Annotated in this window: 14 protein-coding genes; 6 read left to right on the plus strand and 8 right to left on the minus strand. The window is 66.8% G+C overall.

The features are described 5' to 3' along the window. The first annotated feature begins 20 nt into the window (after positions 1-20). A complete protein-coding gene (xseA, locus tag ACVCL9_RS05820; protein WP_447098782.1) occupies positions 21-1382 on the plus strand; it encodes an exodeoxyribonuclease VII large subunit in 1362 nt (453 codons plus the stop codon). 30 nt (positions 1383-1412) lie between these two features. Here the strand turns inward: xseA and ACVCL9_RS05825 are convergent, their stop codons facing one another. From ACVCL9_RS05825 to ACVCL9_RS05835, 3 genes are all read right to left on the minus strand, one after another. After that, positions 1413-2333, minus strand: a complete 921-nt coding sequence (locus ACVCL9_RS05825) for a histone deacetylase family protein (protein ID WP_447098781.1) — start codon at positions 2331-2333, stop codon at positions 1413-1415. After that, on the minus strand, positions 2330-2851 hold the full coding sequence (locus tag ACVCL9_RS05830; RefSeq protein WP_447098780.1) for a hypothetical protein: 522 nt from the start codon (positions 2849-2851) through the stop codon (positions 2330-2332). Before ACVCL9_RS05830 ends, ACVCL9_RS05825 begins: the two co-directional genes overlap by 4 nt. 470 nt (positions 2852-3321) lie before the next feature. Continuing rightward, a complete protein-coding gene (locus ACVCL9_RS05835; RefSeq protein WP_447098779.1) occupies positions 3322-4533 on the minus strand; it encodes a glycosyltransferase in 1212 nt (403 codons plus the stop codon). Between the two features lie 116 nt (positions 4534-4649). On the opposite strand from ACVCL9_RS05835, the gene ACVCL9_RS05840 reads away from it, so the two are divergent. Then, positions 4650-5201 carry a TetR/AcrR family transcriptional regulator gene (locus ACVCL9_RS05840; protein ID WP_447098778.1) on the plus strand — a complete coding sequence of 184 codons (552 nt, stop codon included), beginning with the start codon at positions 4650-4652 and terminating at the stop codon, positions 5199-5201. 186 nt (positions 5202-5387) lie between these two features. Next, positions 5388-6818, plus strand: a complete 1431-nt coding sequence (locus ACVCL9_RS05845; RefSeq protein ID WP_447098777.1) for an aldehyde dehydrogenase family protein — start codon at positions 5388-5390, stop codon at positions 6816-6818. Positions 6819-6896: 78 nt separating this feature from the next. Here ACVCL9_RS05845 and ACVCL9_RS05850 read toward each other — a convergent pair whose 3' ends face one another. Then, positions 6897-7652, minus strand: a complete 756-nt coding sequence (locus tag ACVCL9_RS05850; RefSeq protein WP_447098776.1) for a YdcF family protein — start codon at positions 7650-7652, stop codon at positions 6897-6899. Between the two features lie 132 nt (positions 7653-7784). On the opposite strand from ACVCL9_RS05850, the gene ACVCL9_RS05855 reads away from it, so the two are divergent. After that, positions 7785-9227, plus strand: coding sequence for a phospholipase (locus ACVCL9_RS05855; RefSeq protein WP_447098775.1), 1443 nt, complete (start codon positions 7785-7787; stop codon positions 9225-9227). Positions 9228-9407: 180 nt separating this feature from the next. Next, positions 9408-9905 (plus strand): hypothetical protein, encoded by a 498-nt coding sequence (locus tag ACVCL9_RS05860; RefSeq protein ID WP_447098774.1) that lies wholly within the window; start codon positions 9408-9410, stop codon positions 9903-9905. On the opposite strand, the gene ACVCL9_RS05865 is transcribed toward ACVCL9_RS05860, so the two are convergent. The 4 genes from ACVCL9_RS05865 to ACVCL9_RS05880 all read right to left on the minus strand — a co-directional run bounded on the left by ACVCL9_RS05865 (position 9865) and on the right by ACVCL9_RS05880 (position 12382). After that, positions 9865-10458 (minus strand): GNAT family N-acetyltransferase, encoded by a 594-nt coding sequence (locus ACVCL9_RS05865; RefSeq protein ID WP_447098773.1) that lies wholly within the window; start codon positions 10456-10458, stop codon positions 9865-9867. The two genes, ACVCL9_RS05860 and ACVCL9_RS05865, sit on opposite strands and share 41 nt — an antisense overlap. An 82-nt stretch (positions 10459-10540) precedes the next feature. After that, positions 10541-11347: an AraC family transcriptional regulator gene (locus tag ACVCL9_RS05870; protein WP_447098772.1), complete on the minus strand. Its 807-nt coding sequence runs from the start codon at positions 11345-11347 to the stop codon at positions 10541-10543. Positions 11348-11414: 67 nt separating this feature from the next. Next, positions 11415-11888 (minus strand): DUF1456 family protein, encoded by a 474-nt coding sequence (locus tag ACVCL9_RS05875; RefSeq protein ID WP_447098771.1) that lies wholly within the window; start codon positions 11886-11888, stop codon positions 11415-11417. Then, entirely contained in the window at positions 11885-12382 is a 498-nt protein-coding gene (locus tag ACVCL9_RS05880; RefSeq protein WP_447098770.1) for a hypothetical protein, read from the minus strand. The genes ACVCL9_RS05875 and ACVCL9_RS05880 overlap by 4 nt, the downstream gene beginning before the upstream one ends. Between ACVCL9_RS05880 and ACVCL9_RS05885 the strand changes: the two genes are divergently transcribed. Beyond that, positions 12381-13847, plus strand: a complete 1467-nt coding sequence (locus ACVCL9_RS05885) for a vWA domain-containing protein (protein ID WP_447098769.1) — start codon at positions 12381-12383, stop codon at positions 13845-13847. The genes ACVCL9_RS05880 and ACVCL9_RS05885 overlap by 2 nt on opposite strands. Positions 13848-13876: the final 29 nt, after the last annotated feature.

The following is a 13876-nucleotide window of genomic DNA, read 5'->3' on the forward strand; positions in this document are numbered from 1 at the left end:
CATGCTAGGCTCTTCGCCCCATGTCCGTCCCCGACACCCCCCGCCACGTGCTGACCCCCAGCTCGCTCAACCGGCTGGTTCGCGACCTGCTGGGCGACGCGCTGCCGCAGGTGTGGATCGAAGGCGAGCTGTCCAACGTGGCGAAGCCGGCCTCGGGCCACCTGTACTTCACCTTGAAGGACAGCGGCGCGCAGGTGCGCTGCGCGATGTTCAAGATGAAAGCCTCCGTGCTGCGCTTTCGCCCGGTCGACGGCATGCAGGTGCTGCTGCGCGCCAAGGTCGGCCTGTACGAACCGCGCGGCGAGTTCCAGCTGGTCGCCGAATACATGGAACCGGCCGGCGAAGGCGCGTTGCAGCGCGAGTTCGAGCAGCTCAAGGCCCGGCTCGACGCCGAAGGCCTGTTCGACCCGGCGCGCAAGCGTGCCCTGCCCCGCTACGCGCGCCGGATCGGCGTGATCACCTCGGCCACCGGCGCGGCGATCCGCGACGTGCTGAGCGTGCTGTCACGGCGCTGGCCATTGGCTGATGTCGAGATCTTGCCGGTGCCGGTACAGGGCCGCGAGGCGCCGCCGGCGATCGTGGCGATGCTGCGCAAGGCATCGGCCAGCGCACGCTACGACGTGCTGCTGCTGACCCGCGGCGGCGGCTCCCTGGAAGACCTGTGGGCATTCAACGACGAAGCGGTGGCACGGGCGATCCACGCCAGCGCGGTGCCGGTGGTTTCCGCGGTGGGCCACGAGATCGATTTCAGCATCGCCGACTTCGTCGCCGACCTGCGCGCGCCCACACCCTCGGCCGCCGCCGAACTGCTGGTGCCCGACGCGGTGGCGGTCGATCGCCACCTGCGGCAACTGCAGCAGCGCCTGGCTACCCTGCAGCAACGACGCATGCAGGGGAACGCGCAACGCGTCGACCATCTGCTGGCGCGATTGCAGGCGCAGCGGCCGCAGGCGCGGCTGCAACGCGATCGCGAGCGGCTGGTCCATCTCCACCGTCGCCTCCTCGGGGCAATGCGCGAACAGCAGCAACGCCGCCAGTCGCAGCTCGACCGCGCGCGGTCCCGCTTGCTCGGGCAACACCCGCAGCAGCGGTTACCCCTGCTGCGCCATCGCCTCGGCGAACTCACCCAGCGCCTGCGCCACGCCATCGAGCGTCGTCTGGAACGCGACCGCCTCACCCTGCAGCAAGCCGCGCGCGCTCTGCATACGGTCAGCCCATTGGCCACGCTGGAACGTGGCTACGCCATTCTGTTCGACGAGGCCGGCAAGGTGCTGCGCTCGACGCAGGGCGTCGAGGCTGGCACGGCGCTGCGCGCACGACTGGCGGATGGTGAGTTGGGGTTGCGGGTGGAGGAGTGTGATGCCACGAAACCTCGCGGATGAGCAAACTTGATTCTGCGTTTGCTGCTCTTGCTACCGCCGAACAAGATTGCTGATGCTCGCAGCCATGGCCGCGGCACTCTCCTTGCCGTAGCCGCCGCCACCGACGAACACTGCCGAGGTGCCAAGCGACGAGAGTCGATCCAGCACGAGCGCGTCGCGTTCGACGCAATCGGCCACGGAAAGACGCATGCCGCCGAGTGGATCGCTAGCCAGCACATCGGTTCCGGCCACCACGAAAGCCAACGCGTGCCCACCGATCACCTCGCCCAGCCCGCTGCGCAACCGGGCCAGATATTCGTCACCGGACACGGCGTTGCGCAGAGGAAGGTCGATGTCGACCCGCTGTCGAGTGAAGCCGTCGCGTGGATAGATGGTGTCGTTGTAAATATCCAGAATATCCACTCGCTTGTCGTCCATGAACACATGCGCGTTGCCGTTGCCGTGATGGGCGTCGATATCGACGATCAGAATCCGGTCTTCGGTGCCCAGCGTGTTGTCGCCTCGCAACTGTTCCACCGTGATGCCGATGTCGTTGTAGACACAGAAGCCCTCGGCTGCGTTGCGGCTGGCGTGGTGATAGCCACCGGACAGGTTCCAGACATGCCCGCCTTCGCGTAGCGCCGCGCGTGCCGCTGTGAGCGTGCCGCTCACCGCCCAGCGCATCGGCGTCAGGATACGCCGATCGATCATCGAGAACGGCAGCAAGGGAATCCATGGAAGCTCGAGTGCCTGCAGAATGTAGCGTTTGCTCGACAGCAGGTTTCCGAAGATCGAACCGACGAAGGTTTGGACTGTCGCTTCATCGACAGGCGCCAGCGGTTCTGCCATCTCGACACCGGTCAGTGCGTGGAGGCTCTCGGCAACCTTGGCGTACTTCCTGCCATCGAACGGATGCAGCCGATTGAGCAGACCGAAGTCGATGTTGTACGCAGGGGTGTAGATGATCTTCAAGATTGCTGCAGCTCTCTGGCGAATTTGAGCACTTGGGCCGGCGTCCAGATACCCCAACCCAACACGCGACCGAATCGGTTGTACTCGCCTGCGTGCGGGGTGAACGAAGGGCCTCGCTTCGCACCTTCGATCAAAGCGAGCGCGACGACGTGTGAGCAGTTGTTCCGCGCGATCTGATAGCGCGGTGTGTCCTTCTGAAGGTTGATGATGAATCGGAGCACGGCAGCCTCGTCCAGCAGGGGAAGTTCCACGGTCACCGGCTGCCGGTTGCCCTCGTTGTAAATATCCTGCTGAAGGCTTTGCATCAGCATGCCGGGCTGACTCCGTTTGGTCTTCAAATCCTTTTTTTCCGCGCCTCCGTCAGGCCAGAAACTGACGTATTCGCTTCCGATGGTCAGGGCTGCGTGTCCGATGTGCTCGTTGTCCGCCAGCCAGACATGAACCTTTACCAGGGGAACGTCCTTTTCCTGAGTTGTCGTGAAGTGGCTGCGCAGCACCCATATTGAAAATGCTGCCACTCGATTCTGATGGCAAGCACGGCACCATGGGCCGTATCGTACACGCAGGGATTGCTTGCACCGAAGCTGCTCCAGACGATGCCGAACGACGGAAAGAATGCGCGACTGCGCATCCCTGGTCGATGGCGAACTCCCGCTGCGGGTGATACGTCGCACCGCCGACCCCGGTGCCAGGTTGTTCCTGATGGAAGCCATGGTCTCCGATGCCCGGACTGGGCCAAGATGCCGGACATCCACATGCTGGTACTGCTCGGCGGAAAGCAACGCACGCGGCAGGAGTACGTCACCCCGCTCTCGCCGCGGGCTTTGCGCTGCAGCGGGAGCTGGATATCGGGGCCGGCATCTCGATCATCGAGGCAGCCGCGGTCTGAAACGCGGCCAAGATGGCGAAAACAGAAGGCATTGAAGCTGTGCAAACGCGTGGGTCGGAGCCGACGCAGGGATCGCGTAGCAACCGACATCCGCGCCGCCTACCTCCCAAGCACCCCTTCGATAGCGGCGACCGCCGCGGCGAGGCCGTCTTCGCTGGCCATGCGTCGGCCAAGCTCGGCCGCACGCGCGACGACGGTTTCCCGCGCGACAAAATCGAGGGCTGCAGCAAGCGCCGCAGTGTCCGGGCTTGCCGCCGGGAGTGCCGCCGGCGCCACGCCCAGCCGACGAAGGCGATCCGCCCAGAACGCCTGATCCCCGGCGAACGGCATGACGATGGAGGGTTTGCCTGCCCGCAGGGCCGAGTGGGTGGTTCCCGATCCGCCGTGGTGGATCACCGCAGCCATCCGTGGAAACAGCCAATCGTGCGGGGTGGCGTCGATGCACAGGACATTGTCCGGCAGACGCACGTCGCCCATCCCGTTCCACCCCGGCCAGAACACGGCACGTCGCCCGTCCAGCGCCGCGATCACCGCACCGAGCATGGCAGCCATGTCGATGCCGGTCATGCTGCCAAAGCCCACATAGACCGGCGCGGTGCCGGCGGCAAGGAACGCCGCCAGAGCCGGAGGTGGCGTGTAGCTTTCACCCATGGGCGGCAGCCACTGGCCACACAGCGTGGCATTCGCCGGCCAGTCCTTGGGCGATGGCAGCAGCGTCGGCGAGATGCCGTAGAGCATGGGCAGATCCTTCCACACGGTTTTCCGCGGCGGCAGGGCCAGCACCTCCGCCCGTGCACGGTTGAGCGCCTGCTTGAAAGCCAGCCAGAACAGCTTGTTGGTGAACGCGAGGCTGGCCCGGTTCAACCAGGCGGGGACCCAGGCCGGCGGCAAGAAGGGCGAAGCAAACTCGCGCGACGGCGTAAGCGGGATCATCCCCGCGATGGCGGCGGGAACCTCGAGGCGCTCGGCCACCGAAAGCCCGACGAAGCCGGCCAGGCCCGACGTCACGATGGCGTCGCAACCTTCCGCCGCGGCCAGCGTCTCCCGCATCCACGCAGCCGTGTGCTTGTTGGTCAATGCCACCATGGCCTTGGCCGTGCCGCGCGGCCCTTGTTGTCCCCAGTCGGCAAACAGCTCGCGGATGTCGCCGGAGAGCGGCGTGGCTGGAATCCCGAGCGCATGCGCCGTGCCCAGGGTTCGCGCGTCGCCCAGCAGAACCACCTCATGGCCCGCTTTGCACAGGGCATGACCCAGCGCGGCCAGCGGACGCGTATCGCCCTCGGTGCCGCAGGTCAGAAGTACGAGCTTCATGTCACGCTCCCATGTAAAGTAAACGGCGTATACTTTACATGCCACCGAGTGTCTGAGCCATGCCATCTTCCCGTCCGCGTCCCCGGCCATCAAGCCGGGCCGAGTTGCCCGAACACATGGGCCTCGTTGCGCGCCAATTGTTCGCATCGCACGGCTATGCCCAGGTGACCATGGAGCAGGTCGCCGCCCAGGCCGGCGTATCCAAGCGCACCCTGTACAAATACTTTCCGGCCAAAGAAGCTCTGCTGGAACACACGCTGGAAGCTTCCCTCTCGAAAGACCTCGCAACACGCGACTTCAGCCTGCACGAACGTGCCGGCTTCCGCGCCGGCGCCACGGCACTGCTGCACGAATCGGCGCACTGGTGCGAACAGCACGCCGATATCCTGTTGCCCTACATCCGCTACAAGTTCGCCAATTTCGACCCGGGCGCCAGGCCGAAGGAAGATCGCGGCCTGCTTCCGCTCTGGGTGATGCTGATCGAAGCCGCCCAGGATCGCGGCGAACTGGCGCCGCAGCATCGCTCCGAACAACTGGGCATCTATTTCCACTACCTCTACCTGGGTGCCCTGATGCGCTGGCTCAGCGAGCCGGGCCTCGACCTGCGGCAAGAGTTCGACATGGTGATCGGGCTGTTCATGGACGGGGCGGCGGCCGGCGTGAATTGATGTTCGGCAAGCTGGCGCATGGCCATGCAGCCTTGTGTCGCCGCCGGGAGAGCCTCGACATCATGCCCGTGTGGCCGTCGCGGCCAGCGCGAAACCAGGTTCACCCACTGGCAGACGACAGCAGCTCACGACCCCTGAACAACACCACGCCCTATCCTTGCCGGATCGCAACCGCAGGCAAGCGCCATGTTGAACAAGACCTACCCGTACTACCTTGCCAACCGGCCGCAGACGTCGAAGGCCATGCTCGACGTGCGCGACAAGTACAACGGCAAGCTCGCCACCCGCGTCGCGGTACCGGACGCGAAGGCCACCGAGCAGGCGATCGCCGCCACGGTGAAGGCGGCCAAACCGATGCGCGAGTTCAAGCCGTGGGCGCGCCAGGCCGTGCTGCAGCATTGCGCGCAGCGCTTCGCCGAGCGCCGCGACGAACTGGCCGAGGCGCTGTGCATCGAGGCCGGCAAGCCAATCAAGGATGCAGCCGGCGAGGTGACCAGGCTGATCGAGACCTTCCGCATCGCTGCCGAAGAAGCCGTGCGCATCAACGGCGAAACGATCAACCTGGAACTGGCCAGCCGTCTGGACGGCTATCACGGCTACACCAAGCGCGTGCCGCTGGGGCCGGTGTCATTCATCACGCCGTTCAACTTTCCGCTGAACCTGGTGGCGCACAAGGTGGCGCCGGCGATCGCCGCCGGCTGCCCGTTCGTGCTGAAACCGTCGGAGAAGACCCCGATCGGCGCGCTGATCATCGGCGAGGTGCTGGCCGAGACCGATCTGCCGAAGGGCGCGTTCTCGATCCTGCCGCTGGACGGCGACCATGCCGCACCGCTGGTCGAGGACGAGCGCTTCAAGCTGCTCTCGTTCACCGGCGGCCAGATCGGCTGGGCACTGAAGGCACGCGCCGGACGCAAGAAGGTAGTGCTGGAACTGGGCGGCAATGCCGCCTGCATCGTCGACGCCGACCAGGGCGCGCAGCTCGATCGCGTGGTGCAGCGGCTGGTGTTTGGCGCGTTCTACCAGTCCGGACAGAGCTGCATCGGCGTGCAGCGCATCTACGCCCACGCAGATGTCTACGACGCGCTGAAGCGCAAGCTGGTCGCCGCCACGAAGAAGCTCAAGGCCGGCGACCCGCGCGACAAGGAGGTATTCCTCGGCCCGATGATCGACGAGGCGGCCGCCGAACGCCTGCACGGCTGGATTCTGGAAGCGAAACAGGCCGGCGGCAGGATCCTCTGTGGTGGCAAGCGCGAGGGCAACATGCTCGACGCCACGCTGATGGAGAACGTGCCCGCCGATGCCAAGGCGAACCGCATGGAAGCGTTCGGCCCGTTCGCGCTGCTCGCTCCGTTCGACAAGTTCGACCAGGCGATCGGCATGGTCAACGACTCGGACTACGGCCTGCAGGCCGGAATCTTCACCAACGATCTGGACCACGCCATGCGTGCCTGGAACGAGCTTGAGCAAGGCGGCGTCATCATCAACGACATCCCCAGCTTCCGCGTCGACAACATGCCCTACGGCGGCGTCAAGCTGTCCGGCCTGGGTCGCGAAGGCCTGCGCTACGCGATCGAGGACATGACCGAGATCCGCCTGATGGTGATGCGCGAAGGCTGATCCATGCCGGGCCCTGCGCCACACGAAGGTCGCCGCCCGCTGCACGGCCGCGACGGAGGCCGGCGGGCATTGCCCGCCCTACCGCAAGGGTTTCATGACCGGTGCGTTCCAGCCCATCGCGTTGTAGACGCGGTACCGCAGCACGCCCAGGTACTCATGCAGGGCCACGTCGGTCAGCACCAGGTTCTGCGCCGAGGGCCACAGGCCCAGGTTGGCGTGCAGGTAATCCGCGCGCACCGGGGTGGCTGCGATACCGAAATGGTCGAAGTACAGCACGCTGCGACGCAAGTGCCAGGCGGAGCTGACCAGCCACACCTTCGGTGCGTCGAGCCTGGCCAGCAGCGGACGCGAGAACTGCGCGTTCTGCCAGGTGTTGTTGCTGCGGGATTCCAGGATGAGATCCTCGTCCGGCACACCGAGCCCGCGCAGCACGCGGGCGTAGGAGACGGCCAGCGGCGTTTCCATGCGTTCCGGGTCGCCGCCGCTGACCAGCAATTTGCAATCGGTCCCGGCCGCGTGGCAGGCGTGGTACAGCACGGCCGCTTCGGTGATCCGTCCGTACGCGCCGATGCTCGGTTCGACCTTGTCCTGCGGCACATGGATCGAACCGCCGGTCAGCAACACGATCGCGTTGTGCGGTGCCCATGCCAGCGTCGGACGCAGCGCATACGGCGCCTGCAGGCGTTGCAGCAACAGCCGGGGCAACACGCCACATCCGGCCAGCAGCAACAGCAGCACCGCCAGTAGCGCGGCGCCGCCGCCCAGCCGACGCCAGCGACGCCAGAGCGCCAGCCAGGCGAACAGGATCAACGCAGCGATGAGCGAAAGCAGCATGGTCGGGCCGACAGCACGAAGGCTCGCAGGTTAACCGATGCGAGGCCGCACGCAAGGCGCGCTTTCGTGACGGCGACAACTGCGCGAGGATGATCGACGCGCGCGATCGGCGCGTGCCGCGCAGGCGTCGCCATGACCACCCTCGTCTTCGTCCACGGCTGGAGCGTCACCAGCACCGCCACCTACGGACAGATGCCGCAACGCCTCCAGCAACGTGCGGCCGCCAGCGGCCTGGCGATGACCCTGGCCGACATCTGGCTATCCGAATACGTGAGCTTCGACGACGCGGTAACCATGGCCGACCTGGTGCGCGCCTTCGACCACGCCCTGCGCGACCTGCACCTGCAGGACGCAAGCTTCGCCTGCGTGACGCACTCCTTTGGCGGCCCGGTGGTGCGCGAGTGGTTGCGCGCGCAGCGCATGCAACCCGGACGCCACAGCACCATCCGCCTGACCCACTTGGTGATGCTGGCGCCGGCGAACTTCGGTTCCGCATTGGCACAGTTGGGCAAGGGCGTGCTCGGCAAGCTGAAGGCGTGGTGGCACGGCGTGGAACCGGGCCAGCGCCTGCTCGACTGGCTGACGCTGGGCAGCCCGGCCTCGCTCGCCCTCAACCTGGACACCATCCACGGCGCGGACCCCGCGACCACCGGCCTGTATCAGTTCGTGCTGACCGGCGATCGCCCCGACCGCGCGCTGTACGACTACCTGGTGCCCTATACCGGCGAGGACGGCTCCGACGGCGTGGTGCGCATTGCCGCGGCCAATCTCAATGCGCGCCACGCGGTGCTGAGCCGGGATGGCAAAAGCGATGTCGGCGGCATCGACGAGCTGGCGTTGAGGGTGACCCGCGGCCCGCGCTTCGCCTTCAAGATCGTGGCCGACGCCGCCCACTCGGGCAGCGAACACGGCATCCTGCGCGAGGCAGCGCCGACCACCGTGGCCGACATCCTGCGTTGCCTGCAGGTGCGCAGCGGCGGCGACTACGCCACCCTGGCCGACGCCTTTGACGCCGAGAACGCCGCACGCGACGCGCACCGGGTGGAACTGGAACCGGCCGACCCGTTCCCCGCCCGCGTGCACATCCACGACCCGCGCAGCCAGCTGATCGTGCGCATCAGCGACGACAGCGGCGAGGCGCTGGCCGGCGCCGGCTTCCTGCTCACCGCCGGGCCGCAGGCCAGCCCCGACCGGATGCCGCCGGGCTTCATGCTCGATCGCCAGGTCAACCCGCGCCATCGCGCCACCACCACGCTGTATCTCGACCACACGCTGCTCGCGGGCGCCGATCGCGTGAGTCATCCGGACAACTCGCGCAAGACACTGCGCCCCGCCATGCCCAGCCACCGGCCCTACGGTGCCAGCGTCACGCCGCAGGATCTCGGCGGCCTGGTGCATCACGCGCTGGCGCGCAGCATTGCCGCCGATGACCTGTTCGCCATCCTCGGCCCGCACCAGACCACCGTGCTGGACGTGGTGCTCTCGCGCAAAATCCACGCCGGCGTGTTCCGCCTCATCCGCGACCTGGAGCCGCAGGACTTCCGCCAGCCGTCGCCCGGCCCGGTGATCGGCTAGCGCAACTGGCCCTGTCGCGCGCAGGAAGTTACGATGCGCGACAGGGCGGCGACGCGGTTCCGCGCGCCAAGGGGATCAACCGGTGTGTCACCAGACTTTCGTCAGCCCCGCCTGACGGGCAGCAGGTCAGTTGGCGCCCAAACGCTGCAGCTCAATCCATCAGGTCAGGGAGGACATCGCATGAAGAAAATCGTGTTCGCGATCATCGTGATCGCCGCGGCGATCTGGTATTTCGACCTCAGCCGCAGGATGACCGAAACCGCGATCCGCGAGAGCTACCAGGCGCAGATCGCGGCGCTGCAGCGATTCGACGCCAGGCCGCTGTGCGACGCGCTGGACGACAGCTACCAGGCCACCGTGACAGCCCGCGGTTCGGCCCGCGCGCCGAGCGCCAAGGACAAGGCCGGCGCCTGCGCGGACCTCACCCGTACCCTGCGCCGGATGAAGACCCTGAGCGAACGCACCGGCGGCCTGCTGGAGCCGGATTACGACTTCGAGATCAAGTCGATCAAACTCTCCGACGACCGCAAGACCGCCACCGTGGAGATCACCAGCGCCATGCGCATCGGCGACATGACCCTCGCCCGCTCCCGTTCGGTGGAACACCTCATCCGCCGCCTGGGCCGCATCCGCAGCGTCAGCAGCGAAGAAACCGTGTGGGCGTACCAGCCGGAATAGGCCGAACGTCGGCGAGTACCACCGATGCCTCGATCTGTCGTTCCGATATGTTCCAGTAGGCCCGCAGCAGCTTCGGCGCCTGCGCCGTCGGCACCGGTTCGAAACCGTGCCGCTGATAGAAGCGGATCGCCCAGTCGGCCGCGGACCATGTGCCCACCAGCATGCGCCGCGCACTCTTGCGGCGCAGGTGCGTGATCAGCTCCCCGCCGATGCCGCGGCCCTGCTGGCCAGGCAGGACGTAGGCGTGGCGGATCAGGTCGACGTCTCGCACCGCCTGGACACCCATCACGCCGACCAGCGCGCCATCCATTTCATAACCCCGGAATTCGACCCCGGCGGCGATCTCGCCGTCGAGCTCCCGCAACGTCATGTATGGCTCGTGCCAGCAGTCGTCGGGAATCACGCCCCGGTACGCCTCGGCAGCGGCCTGGATGATCGCAAGTATCGTCGCGCGCTCGTCGTCGCGACAGCGCCGGATGATCGCCGGCGCGACGCCTTCGGTAGTTGTCGGGAAAACTTCGCCTTGGTTGGGGTCGATGATGGCGTTCTGCATGTGCCGCACTCCTGTCGGTTGGACGGGTGCAAGCCTGACGACACCGACGCGGGCGGTCTTGGACAAAAGTGCGGGCGCGGAATCAACCGGCGGCGGCGTAGCGGCTCGGCGTAACGCCGAACTGCCGGGTGAAACAGCGGGTCAGGTGGCTCTGGTCGAAAAAGCCGGCAATCGCCGCCGCCTCGGCCAGCGCATGGCCGTTGCGAATGAGCCGGCGCGCCAGAGCGACCCGCCGCTGCAAGATGTAAGCATGCGGCGGCAGCCCCAGCTCGCGCGCAAAGCCGCGAAGCAACTGGTAGCGACTGAGCCCGGCCTCGTCGGCCAGGCTTGCCAGCATCAGCGGCGCGGCCGGGTCGTCATCGATCCTGTCGCGGACCTGGCGGATGGAAGCCACCGGCCCCGGCGACGCCATTCGGCCGCCCGCCGCATTGGCCTGCATGCCCGCAGCCAGGCGCAGGAGCGCCGTCTCGCAGGCCATCGCATTGCTCGATCCGCCCGCAGGCACATGGGTGAAGATGTCATCGAAAAGCCGGCGCAATCGCTCGTCCTTGAATACCGGTGCGGCGAATGCCAGCGATATGTGGGCGCCGCCGTGGATATCGTCCAGGACGTTGCCCAGCAGCTCGGGATCGACATACAACATCCGCCACGACCGCGGCTGTCCATGGATTGCGCGGCCGTCATGGACTTCGCCCGGGTTCACGAAAATCAGGCTGCCCGGCCCGGCTTCGACCTGACCCCGGCCGCTCGACGATGCATGTCCGCCGGTGTCGAGGACACCAATGCCGTACTGGTCGTGCGTGTGGCGCGGATAGCTGCGCGCCGTGGATGCCGTCATCGCGTCGATGCCGGCCAGAGGGAAACGGTGGTAGAGGATACGCTCGCTCATCCGCACTCCAGAGGGCTGCGGTGCCTCGGGCCCTGGGAGCCAGCCCGGCGCCGGCTGGCAACGGTGCTCAGCCGTTGCCGCGCACCCGCACTGTCAACCCTTTCAGGAAATTGCGCAGCAGCTGATCGCCGCACAGCTTGAAGTTCTTGTGGTCGCTCTGGCGAAACAGTGCGCTGAGTTCCGGCTTGGAGACGGGGAAACCGGCGGACTCGAGGATCTGGTGCATGTCCACGTCCTTGAGTTCGAACGCCACGCGCAGCTTCTTCAGTACCACGTTGTTGGTGACGCGCTTCTCCGGCGGGCGCGGCGGGCGGCTTTCGTCCTTGCCGCGGCGGTGGAACACCAGTCCGTCGAGAAACAGCGCCAGCAGCTTGGTGCTGCATTCGATGTAGCCGGGCTCGTCGTCCTTCTTCAGCATCGCCTGCACCTCTTCCTTCGTCACCGGCGCCGCGGCGTCGGCCAGGTGGATCAGCTCCACCACCTTGCCGTCGCTCAAGTCGAGCATGTAGCGGATGGAGCGCAGTACGTCGTTGTTGATCATGTCGTTCCGAAGGGGCGTGCGTAAGGCCGCCATGCTACCGCGACGGTCCGGCGAGTTTCAGGCGGCACAGGCTCAACCCCCTTTCCGTTCGCGCTGCGTTTCATCTTCCACACCCGGAGGAGAACCGACGCGATGAAAACGAATACCCTGTGGCGCAGCGTGTTGATGGCCTTGCTGGTGATGCTTGCCGGCTGCGGCCACCGGCCAACCGCCGAGCCGGTCAAGACCGGCCATGCCGCCAGCGCCGCGGCAACGCAGAATGACCAGTCGGCCCGGACCACGCCGGCACCTTCCACCCGCCCGTTGCAGGAAACCGCACCCAGGGCGGCGAACGACACCACACTGCCCTCGCCGCCACGACTGCCACCGCCGCCGTATGTGCAACGCCGGGCAACCCCGCCTTCGCCTCCCGCACCGCCACCGATGGTCGCGGCGCCATTGGCAGCAGGCAAACGCATGGCCCCCGCCATGCCGACGATGGCGTCGATCATCATGCCCCCGAACCAGCCATTGCCCGGCGACATCAACACCGAAAACTACACCCACCGCGACGCCAATCCGGTGCGGCTGGTGAGCGAACACCCGGTGTCCACCTTCAGCATCGACGTCGACACCGGCGCGTACACCAACGTGCGGCGCATGTTGAATGCCGGCCGCCTGCCGCCAGCCGACGCGGTGCGCGCGGAGGAGTTCATCAACTATTTCGATTACCACTACGCGCCGCCGGCGAATCGCGCGCAGCCGTTCAGCGTCATCACCGAACTGGCGCCGGCGCCGTGGAATGCACAGCGGCAACTGTTGCTGGTCGGCATCCAGGGTTATCGCGTGCCGAAGGCGCAGATCCCCGCCGCCAACCTGGTGTTCCTGATCGATACCTCCGGCTCGATGAACGAGCCGGACAAGCTGCCGCTGCTCAAGGTTTCGCTGAAACAGCTGGTGCGCGAACTGCGCAAGCAGGACCGGGTGGCGATCGTCACCTATGCCGGTTCCGCCGGCGTCGCCCTGCCTTCCACTGCCGGCGACCAGCACGCCACCATCGATGCCGCCATCGACAGCCTCGGCGCCGGCGGTTCCACCAATGGCGGGGCCGGCATCGAGTTGGCCTATGCGCAGGCCGGACAAGGCTTCATCAAGGACGGTGTAAACCGGGTAATCCTGTGCACCGACGGTGACTTCAACGTGGGCACGGTCGACGAGGAAGCCCTGAAAACCACCATCGAGGACCATCGCAAGAGCGGCGTGGCGCTGACCACGCTGGGCTTCGGCGAAGGCAACTACAACGATGCGATGGCGGTGATGCTGGCCGACGTGGGCAATGGCAGCCACCACTACATCGACAACCTCGCCGAAGGCCGTCGCGTGCTGGTGGACGAGATGTCCGCGACGCTGCTGACCATCGCCAGGGACGTGAAGATCCAGCTGGAGTTCAACCCCGCCCAGGTGCAGGAGTACCGCCTGATCGGCTACGAGAAGCGCCTGCTCAAGCGCGAGGATTTCAACAACGACCAGGTCGACGCCGGCGAGATCGGCGCCGGTGCCAACGTCACCGCGATCTACGAGATCACCCCGGCCGGCTCTGCCGGCGCGCGGATCGATCCGCTGCGCTACAGCGACCGCGCCGAGCCGCAAGGCCACGGCAATGAACTCGGCTTCCTGCGCCTGCGCTACAAGTTGCCGGGTCAGTCGGCGAGCCGCCTGATCGAACAGCCGATCGCCGCGCAGGCCGAGGCTGAAGCCAGCGAGCGGCTGCGCTGGGCCGCCGCGGTGGCCGCGTTCGCCGATGCCCTGCGCGGCGGCAAGTACCTGGACGGCTACGGCTACCGCCAGATCGCGCAGCTCGCCAACGGTGCCCGCGGCCAGGATGCCGACGGCTACCGCGCCGGCTTCGTGCAGTTGGTGAAGCTGGCCGAGGGCCTGGCCACGCCCGCCCCGGCCAACCCTGAAACTTTCCTGCGCTGAACCATTCGGCCCCGCCGCGTCGACCGCCG

Source organism: Rhodanobacter sp. UC4438_H5 (assembly GCF_052978405.1).

What these genes read in the sequence shown, in the direction of transcription:
- xseA (WP_447098782.1), top strand. Translation starts at nt 21, where the DNA reads ATGTCCGTCCCCGACACCCCCCGCCACGTGCTGACCCCCAGCTCGCTC.
- ACVCL9_RS05835 (WP_447098779.1), bottom strand. Translation starts at nt 4,533, where the DNA reads ATGAAGCTCGTACTTCTGACCTGCGGCACCGAGGGCGATACGCGTCCG.
- ACVCL9_RS05840 (WP_447098778.1), top strand. Translation starts at nt 4,650, where the DNA reads ATGGGCCTCGTTGCGCGCCAATTGTTCGCATCGCACGGCTATGCCCAG.
- ACVCL9_RS05845 (WP_447098777.1), top strand. Translation starts at nt 5,388, where the DNA reads ATGTTGAACAAGACCTACCCGTACTACCTTGCCAACCGGCCGCAGACG.
- ACVCL9_RS05850 (WP_447098776.1), bottom strand. Translation starts at nt 7,652, where the DNA reads ATGCTGCTTTCGCTCATCGCTGCGTTGATCCTGTTCGCCTGGCTGGCG.
- ACVCL9_RS05855 (WP_447098775.1), top strand. Translation starts at nt 7,785, where the DNA reads ATGACCACCCTCGTCTTCGTCCACGGCTGGAGCGTCACCAGCACCGCC.
- ACVCL9_RS05860 (WP_447098774.1), top strand. Translation starts at nt 9,408, where the DNA reads ATGAAGAAAATCGTGTTCGCGATCATCGTGATCGCCGCGGCGATCTGG.
- ACVCL9_RS05865 (WP_447098773.1), bottom strand. Translation starts at nt 10,458, where the DNA reads ATGCAGAACGCCATCATCGACCCCAACCAAGGCGAAGTTTTCCCGACA.
- ACVCL9_RS05870 (WP_447098772.1), bottom strand. Translation starts at nt 11,347, where the DNA reads ATGAGCGAGCGTATCCTCTACCACCGTTTCCCTCTGGCCGGCATCGAC.
- ACVCL9_RS05875 (WP_447098771.1), bottom strand. Translation starts at nt 11,888, where the DNA reads ATGATCAACAACGACGTACTGCGCTCCATCCGCTACATGCTCGACTTG.
- ACVCL9_RS05885 (WP_447098769.1), top strand. Translation starts at nt 12,381, where the DNA reads ATGCCCCCGAACCAGCCATTGCCCGGCGACATCAACACCGAAAACTAC.
- ACVCL9_RS05880 (WP_447098770.1), bottom strand. Translation starts at nt 12,382, where the DNA reads ATGATGATCGACGCCATCGTCGGCATGGCGGGGGCCATGCGTTTGCCT.